The 18,680-nt window shown below is 63.7% G+C and carries 14 protein-coding genes; 6 read left to right on the top strand and 8 right to left on the bottom strand.

The window, feature by feature from the left end; genetic code table 11:
• Window positions 1-58 precede the first annotated feature (58 nt).
• Both AC1D29_RS06275 and AC1D29_RS06270 read left to right on the top strand, forming a co-directional pair.
• Window positions 59-244 carry a hypothetical protein gene (locus AC1D29_RS06275; RefSeq protein ID WP_477895286.1) on the top strand — a complete coding sequence of 62 codons (186 nt, stop codon included), beginning with the start codon at window positions 59-61 and terminating at the stop codon, window positions 242-244.
• Entirely contained in the window at window positions 228-1,457 is a 1,230-nt protein-coding gene (locus AC1D29_RS06270; RefSeq protein ID WP_477895284.1) for a hypothetical protein, read from the top strand. The genes AC1D29_RS06275 and AC1D29_RS06270 overlap by 17 nt, the downstream gene beginning before the upstream one ends.
• A gap of 45 nt (window positions 1,458-1,502) precedes the next feature.
• Here AC1D29_RS06270 and AC1D29_RS06265 read toward each other — a convergent pair whose 3' ends face one another.
• Entirely contained in the window at window positions 1,503-3,260 is a 1,758-nt protein-coding gene (locus AC1D29_RS06265; RefSeq protein ID WP_477895282.1) for a hypothetical protein, read from the bottom strand.
• On the bottom strand, window positions 3,257-4,966 hold the full coding sequence (locus AC1D29_RS06260; protein ID WP_477895280.1) for a hypothetical protein: 1,710 nt from the start codon (window positions 4,964-4,966) through the stop codon (window positions 3,257-3,259). The genes AC1D29_RS06265 and AC1D29_RS06260 overlap by 4 nt, the downstream gene beginning before the upstream one ends.
• Window positions 4,967-5,082: 116 nt before the next feature.
• Between AC1D29_RS06260 and AC1D29_RS06255 the strand changes: the two genes are divergently transcribed.
• The gene (locus AC1D29_RS06255; RefSeq protein ID WP_477895278.1) at window positions 5,083-5,328 is read left to right on the top strand and encodes a tyrosine-type recombinase/integrase; all 246 of its coding nucleotides are present in this window, start codon (window positions 5,083-5,085) and stop codon (window positions 5,326-5,328) included.
• 215 nt (window positions 5,329-5,543) lie between these two features.
• On the opposite strand, the gene AC1D29_RS06250 is transcribed toward AC1D29_RS06255, so the two are convergent.
• Window positions 5,544-7,436, bottom strand: coding sequence for a diguanylate cyclase domain-containing protein (locus tag AC1D29_RS06250; RefSeq protein ID WP_477895277.1), 1,893 nt, complete (start codon window positions 7,434-7,436; stop codon window positions 5,544-5,546).
• 360 nt (window positions 7,437-7,796) lie between these two features.
• Between AC1D29_RS06250 and AC1D29_RS06245 the strand changes: the two genes are divergently transcribed.
• From AC1D29_RS06245 to AC1D29_RS06235, 3 genes are read left to right on the top strand one after another with little or no spacing between them, the layout of a single operon-like run.
• Complete coding sequence (locus AC1D29_RS06245; protein ID WP_477895276.1) at window positions 7,797-9,665, top strand: sodium:solute symporter family protein; 1,869 nt, start codon at window positions 7,797-7,799, stop codon at window positions 9,663-9,665.
• Window positions 9,666-9,698: 33 nt separating this feature from the next.
• Window positions 9,699-11,402, top strand: a complete 1,704-nt coding sequence (locus tag AC1D29_RS06240; RefSeq protein ID WP_477895274.1) for a DUF5060 domain-containing protein — start codon at window positions 9,699-9,701, stop codon at window positions 11,400-11,402.
• On the top strand, window positions 11,389-12,237 hold the full coding sequence (locus tag AC1D29_RS06235; protein WP_477895272.1) for an MOSC domain-containing protein: 849 nt from the start codon (window positions 11,389-11,391) through the stop codon (window positions 12,235-12,237). The genes AC1D29_RS06240 and AC1D29_RS06235 overlap by 14 nt, the downstream gene beginning before the upstream one ends.
• Window positions 12,238-12,349: 112 nt before the next feature.
• Here the strand turns inward: AC1D29_RS06235 and AC1D29_RS06230 are convergent, their stop codons facing one another.
• From AC1D29_RS06230 to AC1D29_RS06210, 5 genes are all read right to left on the bottom strand, one after another.
• Window positions 12,350-13,906, bottom strand: a complete 1,557-nt coding sequence (locus tag AC1D29_RS06230; protein WP_477896183.1) for a methyl-accepting chemotaxis protein — start codon at window positions 13,904-13,906, stop codon at window positions 12,350-12,352.
• Window positions 13,907-14,175: 269 nt separating this feature from the next.
• On the bottom strand, window positions 14,176-15,228 hold the full coding sequence (locus AC1D29_RS06225; protein WP_477895270.1) for a LacI family DNA-binding transcriptional regulator: 1,053 nt from the start codon (window positions 15,226-15,228) through the stop codon (window positions 14,176-14,178).
• Between the two features lie 129 nt (window positions 15,229-15,357).
• Window positions 15,358-16,254, bottom strand: coding sequence for a carbohydrate kinase family protein (locus tag AC1D29_RS06220; protein ID WP_477895268.1), 897 nt, complete (start codon window positions 16,252-16,254; stop codon window positions 15,358-15,360).
• On the bottom strand, window positions 16,251-17,477 hold the full coding sequence (locus tag AC1D29_RS06215; RefSeq protein WP_477895266.1) for an AGE family epimerase/isomerase: 1,227 nt from the start codon (window positions 17,475-17,477) through the stop codon (window positions 16,251-16,253). Before AC1D29_RS06215 ends, AC1D29_RS06220 begins: the two co-directional genes overlap by 4 nt.
• A 27-nt stretch (window positions 17,478-17,504) precedes the next feature.
• On the bottom strand, window positions 17,505-18,605 hold the full coding sequence (locus AC1D29_RS06210; protein ID WP_477895264.1) for a glycoside hydrolase family 26 protein: 1,101 nt from the start codon (window positions 18,603-18,605) through the stop codon (window positions 17,505-17,507).
• Window positions 18,606-18,680 lie beyond the last annotated feature (75 nt).

Raw genomic sequence — 18,680 nt, 5'->3', positions numbered from 1 at the left:
AGGGCGGTTCGCGTGCAGATAGTCTCCAACAACTAGATTTCAGCTCTACTGCCAGCCGATGACCGACGCCGTTCCCACCTCGAAAGACGACTACCTCCACCAGTACCTTGAAGACAGGCTGCTCATTCCATGCGTCAGCATCCGGCTCATTCAACTGGCGGTGCAGGACCCGACGGTCTACGAGGCGCCGGGGCCCCTCCATCGAGGACTTGTTCAGGCGGCTTTCTATGCCGGACGACTATGAGCTGGGGCAGCTCGTCAGGGAGGACCAATACTTCAAACTGGAGGCCGTGACCAGCGACGGGGTTCACTGGACTTGCCCGCGCGTAACGGTGTGGGATCGACCGGGCGAAGATGAAGTCGTCGTTCGCTTCGAGGCAAGCTATGTCGAGAACATGTGTCAAGCCGAGGAGACTGCCTACGCCGCGAGGCTGACGTACATCGAGAAGCTGCGTATGCCGGAGAACCACCTCGTCGACGAGGTGGGTCGTGACGGGAGCAGCTTCAGGGGCCGGGACGGGTCCCAAGGGAGGCTGGCGAACTTGGACGTCACCTACGTCCGCCGGTTTAGAGGCGACGCAGTGGAGCGCGGCGAGCTGAGCGTGCGGGCGGTGGATGGAGCTGTGCCACCGAGGCACTTCGATACGCGGGTTGAGGAGACGATGATGTTCTGCTCAGCGCTGTTGGCCCAGCCGGTTTGCACGGAGGTGGCTCACGGGACGCTGCGGTCTATCTCGTTCTTCAAGCATCGGCCAGCCCGGGGTAGCCTGGTCAAGCCGCCGTTAGAGGATCGCTTCACCGACCGGGACTTCTACAGCCTCGCGACGGCTTACTACGAGCACGCATGCAAGGATGGGGATATTCAACGAATGTCCCATCTGACGCGGAAGATCGGCAGCCTGTTCGACCTGAGTGGCGCCTCCATCGCGGCTATCGCTCTTGGCCTTGCGGTCGCGGTGGAGTCGTTGGCGCAGGTGGGTCAGCTTGCAAAGCGGTTCAAGGCCACGGCCCAGCATCGAGCGGTGGTCAAGTCCATCAATGCTGCCGTCCTACGGATACCCGAGCTAGACGACTTGGCAACGCAGTTCGAGAAAGCAAACACGCTGCCGGACAAGCGCGACTTACGGGACCGACTTGGGGCGCTAGTCAACCTGCTTTCCAGCGGCGGAAGAGCCATAGACACGCTTCGGCTCCTCCAGGATGTAGGTGCCGTGACCCAAGAGGAAGTCGACGCTTGGGATGAGCTGAGGAATCCCACCGCACATGGAAGCTGGGAGCCCGAGGACCACACCATGCAGGTTCACTTCGACGACCTCTACAAGCTAGTGACCCTGGTATACCGGCTGGCGTTTGTGCACATCGGCTATGACGGCAGGTTCGACGCAAGGAACGTGAAGGGCTGGCCTGTTCACGAGTTCAAGGGCAAGGAAGCTCAGGCGGCGCTGGGGTTCATGTAGTGGCGGCCAGGGCGCTGCCGCGCGAGCCTCGCAGGCCGGTCAGCCCTACGCACTTCCATCCGCAGGCGTCTGTCCGGCAGAATGCAGATCACCTGCAAGCGCTGTCCCGCCTTCATAAAACGCCATCGCCTGCTGGATCAGCATCTCCCGGGGCAGCTGCAGCTCCCAGTGCAAGGCCGCCAGCATCGGTATGAACGGGAAGTTGGCCTTGTACCAATCAGCGCTGGCGATGGGCTCGACGCCAGGCAATGCCTTAGCCATTCTGGAGAGGTACTCAGACGGCTTCTCAGGAACGTAAGCCAGGGTCTCGCCGACACCGTGTCTCGCCAAGCCTCGCGGGCTGGCAAGCAACGAGTCATACCCTGCATCCGGGCTCCAAAGATTCGGGGTGCTCCAGCGGGTCTCGGGAATCAGCTTCTCGCGTAGAAACTTGTAGCCCTCATCAATGCCCAGCAACGCCGTCCAGAGAAGCAGGATGGGTATGAGGGTCGAACACGACATCCCATCGTCGGTCGGCTCTTCAAAGTCGAAGCGAACCTGCAGCTGCTGTTCTAAGGTTTGCACCGTTGGCCAAAGCTCCCTCTTGGACCGCGCGACGCCAAGCCGTTGGCATAGCGCACTCACCCAGCCCTTGGCCTCGTCCCTGTGACCCGTGATGGTCAACAACAACAAGGCATGATGGATGTCCGTCGCCTGATGGTCGAAGGCAGGGAGCTGCAGGCCTGAATGGGTCTCCAGCAGCCAGATGAGCCGGCGCGCGTACGCCCAGTGCATGCCGACGTCCTCACGGCTAGATTTGCTGTGCCAAGCCCAAAAACAGCCCTGAAGCCCAAGCCGCCCCGCTTCTTCGAAGATGCGCTTGGAGACGAACAAGTGGTCAGGAAGCACGTATGCAAAAGCGTCCTGCGTCCTGTAGAACTCGTCGAGCCGCTCGTGATACCGCATGGCGACGCTCATGGTCTCGCCCAAGAGCATCCCGAACTCCTTGGCGCTGTCAGAAGCAGTCGCGCCTGCGAGCTCCCCATGGAGCTTGGACCACACAGCCAGGACGGCGTATTCAGCCAGCCTGTAGGGCGCCAACACGTTCTCTTCGGCGGCGCCTCGAAGCGTCAACGCCGACAGCACCGCGCGAACACCCCTCAATGCCAGCAGCGTGCGCTTCTTTCGGGAGCCCTTTGAACCCTCGGTGACGGGTAGGTCTGCTACCAATGCGTCGATGAGCTGCCTGCCAATGCTGATACAGAGGTCAGGTTGGTTCACGTTGGCCAGCACCCGTCGGAAGAGCATTCGGCGTTCGGCCGGAAGAATGTGCTCATCGAAGAGGTGATCTACCGTCCAGGCGGCCAGCAGTGAGCCGTTGACGGCGATGACCTCTATGCCGTGCCTTTCCTTCAAGGATTCAAAGTAGCCGGTCATGTTCGGCAGCACGTTCGACGAGAACTCGCCATTCGTGACGACCATGGCCTTCCTTGGCAGCTTCTTGTGCTCCGGAGGGATGTTGCCGCGCATGTACACGTCAACCAGGTCCTCCAGCGAGTGGCGAACCGACTGAGGTCCGACGTTCCACTCGTTGCGGCCGACATTGCCGCACTTGAGGACCCACATGAAGAGCGTCTTGCGTCCGTCGTGGGCCTTTCCAACAGACGCCATGTCAACGCCTTGCTCACGCACACCTCGTTGGGCGGTATGCAGGACCTGATGTCCCATACCGGAGATGAGGAGGGGCATGAAGGCGTCGAGCTCCCCCGACTCCTTCATCAAACTGAGGTAGTCGGCGACCAACAGCTGCAGCGCGTCTTTCATCTCGACGTCCCCCGCATCTGCATCCTTTGAAGAAGCCCACGCATGGGGTCAGACAGCTCTGAGGAAGGCAGCTCGACCGCATGGCTGAAGTGCCCCATGTCGCTGATGGGGGACGGCCCATCCTGCATGTGGCTTGTGACGCGATGGCCCTGAGCGATGTGAACCTTCGTCATCACGGAGGCGAAAACTGACATCGCTTCTGCTCCGCGGTGTATTTCTCGCTGCTGCTTCATGCGCGCGGTTCTGAACGCCATGGCGTCGGCATCACCAATATGGAGCTCCGGCCGATTAGGTAGCCGCTCCAGGTGCCGCTTCCAGGTCATGACGATGGCGTAGACCCCGCGGAAGACTTGGGCGCCCCGGTCACGCCTGAGTGCCGGCGCAGCGAGCGGCTTCAGAAACTCCTCCGTTGCGCGGGGAAACTCGTCCTTGAGCAGGTTGAACATCTGACTCGCGAGTTCGATGCCGGCGTCACGCAGGCTCACCATCCTGGCAATGTCGGCGGCGAACTCGCACAACGCTGCGCCATCGCCGAGTAGGCCAAGAAGTCGGCGAACGGCTTTGGTCCTGGCCAGCGGGGTAGCTCCTGCGAAGAGCGCTTCATCCAATCCCGCAGGCGCACGGTTTGACGCCACGAGGTTGAGTGTGGCGCTTATGACGTTGAAGGACGCAGTCGGACTGAGCAGCCAGCCGGTCAGGACTTCCTTGAACAACGCTGCATCTTCACTGAGCGCGTAAAAGGTCGAATCGAAGCGTTTGAGCACGTCGTCCGGCCCGCCTCCCAGCGCGCGTACGCATTTAATCGCAATCGGTCGTTGGCTCTGCCTCTTCAGGCAGGAGCTCAGGGCAAGGTCCACGTTGTCGCACACCGAGGCGTCGGCGCAGGCGAGACTCACGAGATGCTGAAGCACGTCCGCCAAGGGAACGTCGTTGACGGCGTAGGCTGTGCCATCCATCCTGAAAAGGGTGCGAGCAACGTGCTGGACGGCTGGCGAGACGCCTCGCTCTAGACCCTCGGCCACGAGTGCGTAGGCATCGGCATCAAACTGCCCAAACTCAACAAGGCAGTACCAAGCGTCGTCTGCGTTCGTTTCCAGCAAGCCTTTCAACCAGGTCAGCATGGCTTGCCGGTGTGACATCAGCAGGGTTCTGACCTCGGCTTCCCGCCAAGGGATAGCTACGACAAGTGCGCGGACGGCCCTTTGGTCGCTGGCTTGCGGCTCCAAACGGTCAACGACGAACTGGGCGGCCGCGACGGGGTGAGCCGCGGCAAAGCTCGACGCCCAAACCCGGCATGCCGTGTCGTTGATGGGGCAGCCGCTTTCGAAACACGCGGCAAGCTCTTGCGGGAGGGAGGGCTGGCTTGCAAATCGAACCTCGAGCGCTTCGGAGATGTAGTTCGCTCGCGGGTCGGTCCCGTCAGAAACCATGCGCAGAAGCCGTATCAAGCGCGGGACGTCGGCTCGGCTGGATAGGCCGAAGGCCGGTAAAACCGTGTGACATGCGGCGTACAGGTTGACCGGAACCCATCGCTCGAAGGAATCGAGTAAGTCCACCTCCCGAAGGTCCGCTTCAGCCAGGCGCTCATGCAGCTGTCGATCTTGCTGCTCATCTTGAGGCAGCGTCAGGGCTCGAAGCTCGGCAAATTGGCCAGACACCAGCAGCGCAAGCCGCTCCTCAACTGCTTCCTTGGACAGGGGGTCCACAGCGCCTCCACGTACGGCTGCATTGTTTCGAATTGCGGTGCTTCCGCGGTCCGACTTGGGCACGGGGCTGCCCGACTTTAGTGACAAATAGATCGCCAGGTGGACGGCTCAGAAGCATGTACGGTAGGTGCTTGTGGGTGTCGCCAACCCGCCCACCGCATACGCTGCGCCACTGCTTCGCCACCGACCTGCTGCTAACCGCCAGCGACATCCGCACGGTGCAGGAACTTCTAAGCCACGCCGACGTGGCCACGACGACGCAGAGCCGCCCCTCGCGACCGCACCGGCAGCCTCAGGCTGATTGCGGACGATCTACAACCACGTTCTTAAGGTGGTTGGTGCTGGCGTACGGAGTCCACTAGAGATTCTCTTGTCCAGACCGGCCTCCACAGAGCAGAAGCTGGCAGCGGGTGCCGTCGTTCACGACCGGCGTCGATGCGGCAGCAATGTGCCCGAAGCGGACGCTCACCGAGGTCCGCTTTTCGGAAAGCCTCCGCGCTGCGTTATCACTCTCAAGGTTCATTACCAACGTCGGCGGCTCGGCGCTGGACTCTTCTCGCGCTGCAAGGCCCGCCGATCAACCAGGAGCGATGCGCAGCGTACGGCTGGCGTCCAACAAGGCGAGCAGGTTCGGATCTCGCTCGCGAGTACGAAGGAAGCTCAACGAAATGGTCTGGCGGATCGCAAAACGTGGCTCGAGGGGAATCAACCGCACTGTCGGTGGCAGTGAGGTTCGGACCCGTCCCGGCAGCAGGGAGCAGCCCATTCCGCCGCCTACCAGGTGCATCAGCGAAAAGATGTCGTTGGTGGTCATCACCACCTGTGGCTCGAAGCCCGCGACCGCGAACGCATCTGCGAATCTGCTCTGGGTGGCGAACCCCTGCTGCAGGCTGACAAACTTCTCATCGGCGCAGCTGGCGAGGTCGACGGACGCTTGCAGCGCATATGGCGAGTCCGCCGGCGCGGCGAAGTACAGGTTGTCCTCGAACAGGGGTTCCGACCTCAGATCCTCTGCGCCCTCCGGCAGGCCAAACACTGCTGCATCGATGAATCCATTGCGTAGCTTCTGCACCAAGTCCACGTTGGAGCCGAGGATGAGTTCTGCCTGGAGCTCTGGCTGACGCACGTTGAGCGCCATGATGAGAGAAGGCACCGTGCCACTGGTCAGTGAATACAGCGAGCCAATGCGGATGCTCTGGGCCGTGTCGGTTGCAGAAGCTTGCGTCTCGAGAGTGCCTGGCTCCTTGGACGGGAGCACGGCGGCGCGATCGCGTCCGCCTTGCTTGGCTCTGTAGAGCGCCTGGTCGGCCCTCTGGAGCAGTGATCTCGGATCCTGGCCGACAGCCGGGTGGGCCTCTGCAATGCCAATACTGCAGGTCAACGAATGTGCATCCCCTCCTCTGTCGACACGCATGGCCCTGATTTGAGCCAGCAGTCGCTCTGCCATCACTTGGGCACCATGCAAGTTCGTCTTGGGCAGCAGGACGGCGAACTCTTCACCGCCGTACCGAAAAACTGCATCGCCAGACGTTCGCATGGAGCCGTTCAAGGTCTGCGCCACCGCCTTCAGGCACTGGTCTCCAAAGGGATGCCCGTGGGTGTCGTTGATCGACTTGAAGTGGTCGATATCCACCATCAGCAGCGACAGCGCGCTGCCGGCGCTCGCCGCCTGGTCCCACTCATTGACAAGCCGCCATTCGAAACTGCGCCTGTTCTGCACCTGGGTCAGTGCATCGGTCTTGCTCACCACCTCCATGGCCTGGGCCTTCTCCTCGGCACCGACCCGGCTCATCACAGTCGCCCAGTAGTCGTTGCTGACGACCGAGGAGGAGCGGATGAGGTAGAGGTAGACGATGGGAGCGAGACCCACCATCAGTTGATGGTGAAGCTGGTCGCCCAACAATCCCGCGACAAACATGGGCAGCAGGGCGATCGCCGGGTAGGCCAGCCGAAGCGCTGGATTKATTGCCATCACCATGGCGCCGGTGGTTGCAGCGGCAACTGCCGCCGTCACCAAGACCCACCAGACATCGCCTCCCCAACCTGCGAGCACGCCATGTGCGCCGATGCTGCCCCAGTAGCCACCGTTCAATAGGATGGCAAGCACCAGGTACATATTGGCCTTGATGGGGTCTTCATCCATCAGCCGTGGCAGGCGACGCACCAACACCACGCGCATCGCTGCGATGGCTGAGAGCAGCAGCGTATGCGCAAGCACGACGGTCGGGGCTTTGGACCAAAGGCCGCCGATGAGGCAGATCACCAGCCACACCGCGACGAAGATGACGATGCCGGCGTTGGTTCGGCTGCAAGTGTCGGCCACGCACTGGACGGCCAGGGCCTGATGGAGCGCTGCGCTCTTCAGCGCACGGTCTCGGGGTACCGGATCGAACATCCGCGAGCACGCCGCAGAAATCTTCGAGCCATTTCCTCCGCTATGCATGCCAACACGCTGCCGATGGCCGAGCATCGATCAGATCTGCAAACGGGGTTCGGGGACCGAGGAGCGTGAGGACGGTCATGGCTGTACAGCGCGAAAGCTGTGCTACCGATTCTGCGGCGGTCAAGCACCGCGCGACCTGGCGATGGAAGCCTTGTCGTGCATTCCTGTACGAGTAGGGTGCGCTCAAACAGGGCAGCGGCCGACGCGTCGCTGCAGTGCGCGCACCTCGAACATCGGCCCAGGTGGTAACCCTAGCTCGCTCCGCACGAAGTTGCGCAACAATTGCATCGTTTAATAAACGCCAAGCGAGTTTGAAATCTTGCTGAGCGCCTGCTGCGTCGGTAAACGCGCTGCAGCGGCCTGAAACCAACAACTAGAGGAGCAACGATGCAGCTGTCCGCCATCGATCTCAGCATCATTTTTGGCTACATCGTGCTGACCGTCGTCCTGGGTATGTGGGTCTCCAAGCTCGCCTCCAAGAGCCTGCGTAGCTACTTCCTGGCCGGCAACAAGCTGCCGTGGTGGGTGTTGGGGCTGTCGAACGCTTCGGGGATGTTCGATGTGGCGGGCACCATGTGGATGGTCGGCCTGATGGTCGTCTACGGCGTCAAAAGCCTGTTCATCCCCTGGGTCTGGCCGGTGTTCAACCAGATCTTCCTGATGATGTTCCTGGCCGTTTGGCTGCGGCGTTCCGCCAAGCTCACCGGAGCGGAATGGATCAACTTCAGGTTCGGCGAAGACGGCGGCGCCAAGGCCTCCCACTTCGTGAACGTCGCCTTTGCGCTGATTGCCGTGGTGGGCATGATTGCCTATGGCTTTCTCGGCATCGGCAAGCTGGCCGCCGAGTTCATCCCCTATCAGTTCAGCGCCGACCCGCTGCTGAACGACAAGATCTACGGCGTCATCATCGTGGCGCTGACCACCCTATATTCGGTCAAGGGCGGCATGTATGCCGTCGTGGTGACCGAGATCCTGCAGTTCTTCGTCAAGTTCTTCGTCTGCATCGGCGTCGCCATCCTCGCCATGCAGCTGGTCACGCCCGACATGCTCAAGGCGGTGGTGCCGGACGGCTGGCACAGCCTCGCGTTCGGCACGCACCTGAATCTAGACTGGGTCGGCCAAGCGAACACCGGCGCCGCAGCTAACCAGGTGGTCGCGCAGTCGGCGGCCAAGGCGGTCGAGACCGAGGGCTATGCCTTGTTCGCCGCCTTCCTGGGCCTGGTCTTCTTCCAGGGCTTCTTCAAGTCGCTGGCCGGCCCGGTGCCAAACTACGACATGCAGCGCCTGCTGTCGGCCAAATCGCCGTCCGACGCGGCCAAGATCAGCGCCTTCGTCAATGTCACGCTGCTGTTCCCCCGCTATCTGATGATCGCGGGCCTGGCCGTGCTGGCCCTGGCGTTCATCGGCCCCGAGTGGACCCGTCTGAAGGCCGAAGCCGCAGCGCAGGGCGTGGCCTTCAAGGGCGATTTCGACACCATCCTCCCCTTCGTCATCAGCCATCTGATGCCGCCGGGCTTCCTGGGGCTGGTGCTGGCTGGCATGTTGTCCGCCTTCATGGCGAGCTACTCGGCCTCGCTGAACGCCGCGCCCGCCTATATCGTCAACGACATCTACAAGAAGTACCTGAGGCCGGACGCCGAGCAGAAGGTCTATGTGCGCCTCAGCTACATCGTGTCGACCGCGTTCGCAGTGATCGGCACGGCCATCGGCTGGCAGTTGACCTCCATCAACGAGATCGTGGCCTGGATCGCCACTGGCCTGTTCGGTGGCTACACGGCGGCCAATGTCATCAAGTGGTACTGGTGGCGGTTCAACGGCACCGGCTACTTCGTCAGCATGGCCCTGGGCGTCGGCATTGCGCTGCTGCTGCCGGTCTTCAAGATCAACGAGCTGCAGGCCTTCCCGATCGCATTCGCGTTGTGCTGCGCCGCGGCCGTCGGGGCCTCGCTGCTGACGCCAGCCACGCCCATGCCGGTGCTGAAGGAGTTCTATCTCAAGACCCGACCCTGGGGCTTCTGGGGACCGGTCCATGAGGCGCTCAAGGCCGACCAGCCCGACGTCCAGCCCAATCGTGACTTCAAGCGCGACATGCTGAACGTCGCCATCGGCCTGGTCTGGCAGTCGGCCATCACCGCGGCCGGCATGTTCGTCATCCTGCGCGAATGGAAGCAACTGGCCGTCGCCACCGTGATCACCGTGGTGGCCTCCATCGTCCTGAAGTTCACCTGGTGGGACAGGCTCCGAGACGAGCCCTGACACCCTGCCGCTGACACCCGCATTCCCCGTACCATGAAGCAGACCCTTCTTCGCCTCTTTCCCATACTCCTGCTGGGCGGCGCCCTGAGCAGCAGCGTTCACGCGGCCACCGCTACGCTGTCCTCCCAGGACGTCAAGCAATACCAGCGGCTGGACTTCTCCTTCGACTTGGTCGCCGAATGGCGCAGCCCCTACGACGCGGACGACGTCAGCGTCGACCTGGCGATCACGACGCCGAGCGGCCGTCAGCTCGTGCTGCCGGCCTACTTCGTCGCCGGTGCCAGCCAGCAGGACTCGAGCTGGCGCGCGACGTTGGCGCCGAAGGAGGTGGGCGAATATCAATACAAGGTTGTCGTACAGGACGACGGCAAGCCGCGTCGCGCCGACATCGCAGGTCGCTTCACGGTCGGAAATGGAACGGCCAAAGGCTTCCTGCGCGTGCGTGACCCCTGGCTGCTGCAGTTCGACAACGGCGAGCTGTTCCGCGGCGTCGGCGAGAACCTCGCCTGGGAGAAACGCGACATCGACGATTCCAAGTTCTTCAAATCACTGCACGAGGATCGCCGCTTCAACTACGACCAGATGCTGGAGATGCTCGCCAAGCATGGCGGCAATTTCGCGCGCGTCTGGATGATCTACTGGAACCTGCCGCTGGACTGGCAATGGGTGGACAACAACGCCCGCTACCAGCCAAGTTCATCGCGCTTCAATGAAAGCGGCATCCGGCGCATGGACGAACTGCTGCGCATTGCCGAGGCGCAGGGCGTGTATCTGATGGTGGCCCTGGACAGCCATGTGGGCCTGATCGAGACCGGCTGGGAGCGCAGCAGCTACAACCGCAAGAACGGTGGCGCAGCGGCGACCCCGGCGGAGTTCTTCAGTTCACCAGCGGCCAAAAAGCGCTACAAGGACAAGCTGCGATTTCTGGTGGCGAAGTGGAGCCACAGCTCGCACATCGCCGCCTGGGAGTTCTTCAACGAGGTGGACAACGCGATCTATGCGGACAAGGCCGACCCCATCCCGGACCGGCTGGTCACGGCGTGGCACCGCGAGATGAGCGACTACCTCGCCAAGATCGATCCGCACGGCCACATCATCACAACCAGCATCTCGCACCGCGAGGTGGTGGGCCTGAACGACCTGCCGCACATCGACATCAACCAGAAGCACATCTACAAAGGCCTGGAGTCCATCCCGGCCACGCTGCAGCAGCTCAGCGCTCGCCATGGCAAACCTTTCGTCATCGGCGAGGCAGGCTATGAATGGGACTGGAAGAAGAACTTCGACGACTTCGCCGACGGCATGAAGGGCGACTTCAAGCGCCAGCTCTGGTATGGCCTCTTCAATCCGACCCCCATCCTGCCGATGTCCTGGTGGTGGGAGTACTTCGATGAACGAGGCCTGGTGCCCTACTTCCGCGGCGTGCAGGAGATCAACCAGCGCATGCTCAAGGCCGTGGGCGGCGGTAAGTTGCAACCCGTCGCCATGACGGCGAGCGGCGCCGGCGTCAGGCACTTCGCCGTCGCCGCCGGGTCGTCTACTTTCGTCTACCTCTATAACCCCGGCCACACCGCAGTTACGACGGCGCTGACCTTCTCGGGGCATCGGCTCGCGAAGGGCGCCGTGACGGCGTACAACCCGGAACGCCAGTCCGCGCAGCCCTTCACCGGCAGCCTGGACGCCATCGAGTTGCAGGCTCATCAGGACCTGATTCTCATCCTCGATGCGCAGCCCTGACGCTGAGGAACCTCGGCGCGTGCGGCTGTCGGGCCTGTGGATCTATCCCGTCAAATCCTGCGGCGGCTACGAAGTGGCGGCGTCGCAGGTGTCGCCGCGCACCGGCTTGGTCGGTGACCGGGAGTGGGTGATGCTCACCCCCGATGGGCGTCAGGCCTGGATGGGGGAGTTCCATCGCATGGCACTCATCCAGGCTCGCAATGACTGCGACGGCCTGGTGCTCAGCGCGCCAGGCGTGGCCAACCTTCTCGTGCCCTTCGACAGCCCCAGCCGGGCTTGCACAGTCCAGATGTGGAGCGACATCGACAAGCGGACCGAAGCCTTCGCCGCCAACGATGCCGGCACGGCGGTCAGTGAGTGGATTCAGGCCGCTATCGGCCAGCCCTTCCGGCTGGCCCGGCTGGGGCGCGAGGGCGTCGAGCGCCAGGCCCTGCTGCCCCTGCACATTGTCTCGCTGGCTTCATGGCGCGAGCTGAACCGGCGTCTGGCATTGATAGGGCAGCCGCCCGTGGAGATCGAAAGATTTCGCGCCAACCTCGTCGTCGACGGGGACGACACGCAGTTGCTGCCGTTCGCTGAAGAGGCTATTGCAAGCATCAGCTGGCTGCACAGCAGGTTGGGCGAACCGCTCATCACGACGCGGGAAAGCCTGTGTGTTCGCTGCGTCATACCCAACATCGATTTGAAGACAGCGGATGCGGGGAAGCAACCGCTGGCGCTGCTTGCCGCCATGAGTCGTGAGCGCGACCTGCGCGCACCGACCTTCGGCTTCAATGGCGCGGCGCGAGCAGCAGGCAGGCTCGAACGCGGCATGATTGGGTGCGCTACATACTGAAACTGCCGAACTCGCACGAACGAAGAGAGCCGCGCCTGGCTATGAGCGGGCGGACGCGGGCGGGCTGTCGCCGGCTCACTCGGATACGCGAGCGACCCGGCGCTCGTCCTAGCTAGCGAGCAGAGCCATCCAGGCGGAACTGCTCCACAGCCCCAGTCAACAACTGCAGCTGCTGGCGCAGACTATCGGCCGCGGCGGCGGACTCTTCAACGAGCGCTGCGTTCTGCTGGGTCATGTGATCCAACTGCGCCACGGCACCATTGATTTGACCGATTCGCGCGCTCTGGTCGGAGGCGCCGGCGGCGACCTCGCCGATCATGTCGCTGACCTTCTGCACCTGCTGGACGATCTCCTGCATCGTCGCGCCCGCATGCTGCACGAGGCGTGAACCGGCCTCGGCGCGTTCCGTGCTGGCGGCGATCAGCGACTTGATCTCGCGCGCCGCGCCCGCCGAGCGCTGGGCCAGGGCGCGCACCTCGCTGGCGACGACGGCGAAGCCGCGCCCCTGCTCGCCCGCTCGCGCGGCTTCCACGGCCGCGTTCAAGGCCAGGATGTTGGTCTGGAAGGCGATGCTGTCGATCAGGCCGACGATGTCGCCGATGCGGCGCGAGCTGTCGTTGATCTGGTCCATCGTCGCGACCACCTCAGCCACCTCCTGGCCACCGCGGCGCGCCACCTCGGCGGCGCCCTCGGCCAGTTGGCGGGCCTTGCCGGCCGCATCGGCGCCCAGGCGCACGCCGCTTGTCAGGTCTTCCATCGAGCTCGTCGTCTCCTCCAGGCTGGCCGCTGCCTGCTCGGTGCGGTGGCTCAGGTCCTGGTTGCCCGAGGCGACCTCGCCGCTGGCCGTCTCGATGCTCTGGGCTGAGGTCTTCACCTGGCGCACCAGCTCGCGCAGGCTGGCCTGCATGGCGTCCAGCGCGCGCAGCAGCTCCGAGGCTTCGTCGCTGCCCTCGATGCGGATGGCATTGTTCAGGTCGCCGCTGGCGATGGACTGGGCCACTGTGCCGGCATAGCGCATGGGGCCGATGATGGTGGACGAGTTGATCAAGGTCAGCGGCACGACCAGCAGGATGATGACAATGAGAACCGCCAGTGAGCGCCAGGCAATGCGGCGCATCTCGGCGGCGAACTCGGTCTCACTGGCTTTGGCCTGCTGGTCGATCAGCGTGGCGATGGTCTCGACGCGCTTCTCCATCTCACCCATCGCGGCCTTGGGTCGATTGAGCATGCGATCGGCCACGCGGGCCGTGTCGAAGCCGCCGGCCTCGATTTGCTTGAGCACGTGCTCCGCGCCGGTGCGGTAGTCCTGAAGAAATTTGATCGCTTCCGTTGCGGCGGCCTTGTTGTCCTCCTGCTTGGCTTGCTGCAGGCCCTGCAAGGCCGTAGCGAGGCGTTCTGCGGCGGCATTCCAGCCCTGGCGGCGCTGCTTGACCTGGTCTGGCTCCTCATACGCGATGACCATCTCCTTCTCGAGCAGCCGCACCTCGGCAAGGGCCTGGCGGATGGTGCTGAGGAGTTGGAGATCGTGCATCGCGTGCGTTGTCACGTCGGTGTTCAGCGCCATCAGCTGACGCCCGCCTATCAGTCCCATGAGACCCAAGGCCACGAACGCCAGCAGCACCAACACGATCGTGCCATTCATGCGGGCACGGATCGAGAAACTGCGCATCCAAGTCGTTAGGTGCATGCTGATGTCTCCAAGTCTGATCGGCGACCATGCTAGTGAAGCGCCCGTCAATGGCAAGGACCTCCGTCACATGGAAGCGGAATGGGACGGAATGATTGAGAGCGCAGGCGCAGACGTTCAGACCGTTGCTCAAATCAGCATGCGGCCGCAACGGCCCATTGGACGACTTCACCTCTACCGCAGTCCGGCTGGCGGGCAACTAATCGGCGCCTCATCGGACTCACACAAGACAAGTCAACCCGGTTCAGGCTTCACCCGGCGATGACCGCCTCTGGTGACTTGCCTAAGTCACGGGCTGCACGCGATTGCGCAGTTTCTGAACTGCCTCGCACCACCAACTCGACGGGCAACAGGGTGTCGCCCGGCTCGATATCGCCTTCGATCAAGGCCATGGCGGCGGTATAGCCCAGGGCTTCCTTGTCGAGCTTGACCGTCGAGAGGCTGGGCTCACTGTGGCTTGCAGCCTCGATGTCGTCATAGCCGACGAAGCGGATGTCTTCCGGTACGCGGATACCGGCCTCCCGGCAGGTTTCTATAGCGTGCAACGCCGTCAGGTCGTTGTAGCAAAAGACAGCGTCGGGCCGCTCGGGCAGTGCAAGCAGGCGCCGCATCGCGTCACGCGCGGCTTCGTCGTAAGCCAGCTCGGGGTCCAACGTGATCTCGAGCTCGGGATCGGCCAGGATGCGTGCCTCGAACAGGGCACGCCGGAATCCCTTGGCGCGCAGCGCGATGGAGTGGTGCACCGGCGGGCCGAAGATCGCCGCCACGCGCTTGGCGCCGCCGTCGATCAAATGGCGCGTGGCGAGCAGCGCCCCCTGCAGGTTGTCATCGTTGACGCATCTCAGACCCGGCACGAAATGATCCGCCAACACCAGGGGCAGCTCGCAGGCACGCAGAGCCTCCAGACATTCCGTGTCGAAGTAGCCCACGCTGAGCAGCCCATCGGGCTCGTGCCGCTTGATGCGGGCCACGATGTCGTCGCTGGGCGCCACCGAGAGGACGCTCAACACGACCTCATCGCCTTCGCGGCAAGCCGTCTCGACACCGTGCAACACATAGGAATAGAAGAGATTGGCGGTCATTGAACCCACCAAGCTGCGGTTGTAGACCAGCACGACGCGGCGCGGCCGGCCGCTGCGCAGACGCCCAAGGTCGTAGCCATGCTCCTCGGCAACGCGCATGACTTCCGCACGGGTGCTGGCCGAGGGGCCCGGCTGCCCCTTTAGAGCTCGAGACACGGTGCCAATCGAGACGCCCGCCAGACGCGCCAACTCGCGGATCGTCAAATTGGGCTTCACAGTCATGCCGACATCCCTGCTTGTTTGATAAACATTAGGCATCCATTGTGGCACCGGAACCCTGTTTCATGGAGCCGGTCAAGAATGATTTGCGAAATGTTTATTTGATTACTAAAACAACAGCGGCTGAAGATGTCAGGCCAAGGCAGCGTCCAACTCTGCGCGGGTTGGGGCCGCAGCACCTGCGCGGCTGCAGGCCAGGGCGGCCGCAGCGAGTGCATGGGCCAGTTGCTGCGGCGGGGACAGTTGCAAATCCAGCGCGAGCAGCAAGCCGGCCATGCTGGCATCGCCGGCGCCCACGGTGTCGACAACCTGGACCGGCAGTGGCGGGCGACTGATGGGTTCCTGCCCGGGAGCGAAGAGCGTCATGCCGCCCGCCCCCTGGGTGTAGAGCCAGGTAGCCTGTGGATTGGCCTCGCGAAGGGCGGTGAGCGACGCCTGCGGTGCCTGGCCGGGAAAGTAGCCGGTCAGGTCCTCATCGCTGAGTTTGACCACCGCGGCGCGGCGCACGAAGCGCTCCAGGCGCGGCAGATCCTGGCGCGTCATGATGGCGCGGTGGTTGGGGTCGAAGGCCAGGCGCGCCGTGGGCGGGAGGGACTGCGCGATGTGCTCCAGAACTTCCCCCAGCGGCTCGCGCACCAGGCTGATGCCGCCAAACAAGACCCAGCGCGCCTGCGCATCCCAGTCGGAGGGCAGCAGAGCGGGGTCGAAAGCGAGGTCGGCACTGCGCTCACCGATGAAGAAGTAGTGCGGCGGGTCAAGCCGGTCGACGACGGCCACCAGCGGCGGACGGCCCTTGATACGCTGGATGAATCGCACATCGAGGCCAGCTGCCCGGCTGGCCTCGTGCAAGGCGTCACCAAAGCTGTCGACGCTGATGGCACCGGCCCAGGCGGACGGCAGGCCCAGAGCGCTGCAAGCGCGCGCGACATTCCAAGGCGCTCCGCCGCACAAGGCGCGAAAGCCCTCCGCGCCGTCGGTCACGAGGTCGGTCAGCGCCTCGCCAAAGCTGATCAGTACAGGAGCGGTCATGCGGCAAGTGGGGCGACGGCTGGCGAAACACGGAGGGCTGCCATCACGTCCTGGCAGGCGCCCATGGTGTGGTAATCGGTCTTGCCGGCGGGGCTCTTCTCGTCGGTGAGCTTGGCGTTGTTGGGCGCGAGGATGCGATACCAGGCGCCGTGCTCGTGGTCGACGAAATGTTGCCAGGCATAGGCCCACAGGCGGTCGTACCACTGCCAGTAGCTGTCGTCACCGGTTCGCACGGCCAGCCAGGCAGCCGCGGCCAGGCTTTCCGCCTGCACCCAGAAGTACTTGTCCGCATCGCAGACCTCACCACCCGGCGCGAAGCCGTAGACCAGGCCGCCGTGGGTGGCGTCCCAGCCATGACGCATGGCCGTGTCGAAGAAGTGCCGGGCCGTGTGCACCAGCCAGTCCGGCGCCGAAGCACCGAGGCGGCGCTCCAGCATCAGCAGCAGCTTGGCCCACTCGGTCAGGTGACCTGTCTGGAAGCCCCAGGGCCGGAAGATATTGGTCTTGTCGTCGCGGTTGTAGTCCCAGTCAGGCGTCCAGTCGGGCTTGTAGTGCTCCCAGACCAGGCCGCCGGCAAGGGCCGCCTGGCGCTGGGCAATGGACGTCGCGAGGGTCAACGCACGGTCGAGGTAGCGTTGCTCGCCGGTCGCCGCGTGGGCGGCCAGCATGGCCTCGCAAGCGTGCATGTTGGCGTTCTGGCCGCGGTAGGAGCCGACCTGCCAGTCCGCCGTGGCCTCGTCCGCGTAGAGGCCATGGTCAGGCTCCCAGAAGTGCCGCTCCATCAGCTCAAAGGTGGCGGCAATGCCCTCGCGAGCGCCAGGCGCGCCGGCTTCGGCGGCGTGCGAATTGGCCAGCAGGACGAAGGCCAGACCGTAGCAGTGGTTGGTGCTGTCGGTGACACGGGCCCGGCCTTCGTGCCAATCCAGCACCCAGGCGTAGCCGCCCTGAGGCTGCGCATGAGCATCGTTGACGAAGGCCAGCGCGTGCGCCACATCGCCCACCGAGCCGCCGAACCAGCGCCAGGCCAGCGCGTGGTTGAAGACGAAGCGCGTGCTGCTGACGAGGTGGCGGGTGCGGCGGTCGTAGACGCTGCCGTCGTCCTTGAAGAACTGGAAGCAACCGCCGGTCGCGTCTTTCACGCGCGGTGCATAGAAGGCCAGCGTGTGGCGCATATGGCCCTGCAGGAACTGCGGGTCACGGAACTTGGGCAGAGGCGACATCATGCTGGCTTCCATCTCAATGCGAACCGCTCACTTCCATCCCGGCATCTTGTCCAGGGTCACTGCGTTCGGCGAGGCGTAGAGGCCTGGCAGTGCCGCCTTGTTGCGGGCGTCGTCGATGAAGTCGGGCCACAACATCTGGAAGACCCACTTCGGCTGCGCCTCCAGTTGGGCGGCCGTCGGCACGTACTGGTTCTCGCCGATAGCGATCGGCTTGCCGGCCGCAGCGCGCAGCATGGTCTGGTAGTTGAAGTCGGTGTAGCCCTTCATGTAGATGTCCAGCGACGCGATGTCGAAGTACTCGTTGCCAGGGTTGTAGGTGTCGACGTCGGTGCCGAGCGTGTCGAAGTCCTGCACGTTCCAGACCCAGATGATGTTGTCCAACCCCTTGGTCTTGGTCAGGTAGTCGTGCGTCATGCGGTACAGCGCCGGCGTGCTGTAGGTGCCGGTGTGGCATGCCCACCAGAAGACGCATTGGTTCATCTCGTGGAAGGGGCGGAACATGACGACGACGCCGGCATCCTCCAGCTGCTGGAAGTAGGTGGCCAAGGTGTCCAGGCGGCCGATCCAGTTCTTGTGCAGCGTCGTGCCCGGCGTCAGCAGGTCCTTGAACTGGGCCTCGCTCAGTTTTTCCGGGTTGGCGCCGCCGATGTCGTCCCAACTGCACATCTCGTCGCGGGTGGGGGCGCAGGCGTGATAGAGCAGGTTGACAAGAGCGCCGCGCTCGAACTGCTTCTTCGCTTCGGCAATCATGGTGGGACGGGCGTTGACATAGTTGCTGCCGAACAGGAAGTCGCTGCTCCACAAGGCGGCCGGCTTACCGGTGATGGACTCCAACCGGGCCGAGTCGCTGTAGGGCGTGGGCGAGTTCTTGTTGTGCATGCCCATCAACGTCTTGGTGCCGGAGATGCTGGCGATGTAGTCCAGGATCTTCTTCTTGACGGGGGCCGCCGACGAAGGGCCCGGCGCGGGAGCCGGCGCGGGGGCGGGTGCAGGCGCCGGGGCCGGCGCTGCTACGAAGGGGGCCGAGGGCGTGGTCTGATTGCTGTCCAAGCCGCCGCCGCCGCAGGCAGCCAGTGATGCCGCTACCGCAAACGCGGCGGCAAGCGCGGGAATTCGCTCGTTCTTCATGGTGTTTCTCTTGAGGTTGTGATGCGAGGGGACGAACGCCGCCAGAACCGTCTCGCGGACGGCCCAGCAGCGTCT

The sequence above is a fragment of the Roseateles sp. P1_C6 genome (assembly GCF_056406315.1).
The sequence above is the reverse complement of the archived record's forward strand: the minus strand, read 5'-3'. Positions and strand labels throughout refer to the sequence as shown.

Excerpts from the sequence above, each read along its gene's own strand:
- AC1D29_RS06275 (WP_477895286.1), top strand. The coding sequence starts at position 59 with ATGACCGACGCCGTTCCCACCTCGAAAGACGACTACCTCCACCAGTAC.
- AC1D29_RS06270 (WP_477895284.1), top strand. The coding sequence starts at position 228 with ATGCCGGACGACTATGAGCTGGGGCAGCTCGTCAGGGAGGACCAATAC.
- AC1D29_RS06265 (WP_477895282.1), bottom strand. The coding sequence starts at position 3,260 with ATGAAAGACGCGCTGCAGCTGTTGGTCGCCGACTACCTCAGTTTGATG.
- AC1D29_RS06255 (WP_477895278.1), top strand. The coding sequence starts at position 5,083 with ATGTACGGTAGGTGCTTGTGGGTGTCGCCAACCCGCCCACCGCATACG.
- AC1D29_RS06245 (WP_477895276.1), top strand. The coding sequence starts at position 7,797 with ATGCAGCTGTCCGCCATCGATCTCAGCATCATTTTTGGCTACATCGTG.
- AC1D29_RS06240 (WP_477895274.1), top strand. The coding sequence starts at position 9,699 with ATGAAGCAGACCCTTCTTCGCCTCTTTCCCATACTCCTGCTGGGCGGC.
- AC1D29_RS06235 (WP_477895272.1), top strand. The coding sequence starts at position 11,389 with ATGCGCAGCCCTGACGCTGAGGAACCTCGGCGCGTGCGGCTGTCGGGC.
- AC1D29_RS06230 (WP_477896183.1), bottom strand. The coding sequence starts at position 13,906 with ATGCGCAGTTTCTCGATCCGTGCCCGCATGAATGGCACGATCGTGTTG.
- AC1D29_RS06225 (WP_477895270.1), bottom strand. The coding sequence starts at position 15,228 with ATGACTGTGAAGCCCAATTTGACGATCCGCGAGTTGGCGCGTCTGGCG.
- AC1D29_RS06220 (WP_477895268.1), bottom strand. The coding sequence starts at position 16,254 with ATGACCGCTCCTGTACTGATCAGCTTTGGCGAGGCGCTGACCGACCTC.
- AC1D29_RS06215 (WP_477895266.1), bottom strand. The coding sequence starts at position 17,477 with ATGATGTCGCCTCTGCCCAAGTTCCGTGACCCGCAGTTCCTGCAGGGC.
- AC1D29_RS06210 (WP_477895264.1), bottom strand. The coding sequence starts at position 18,605 with ATGAAGAACGAGCGAATTCCCGCGCTTGCCGCCGCGTTTGCGGTAGCG.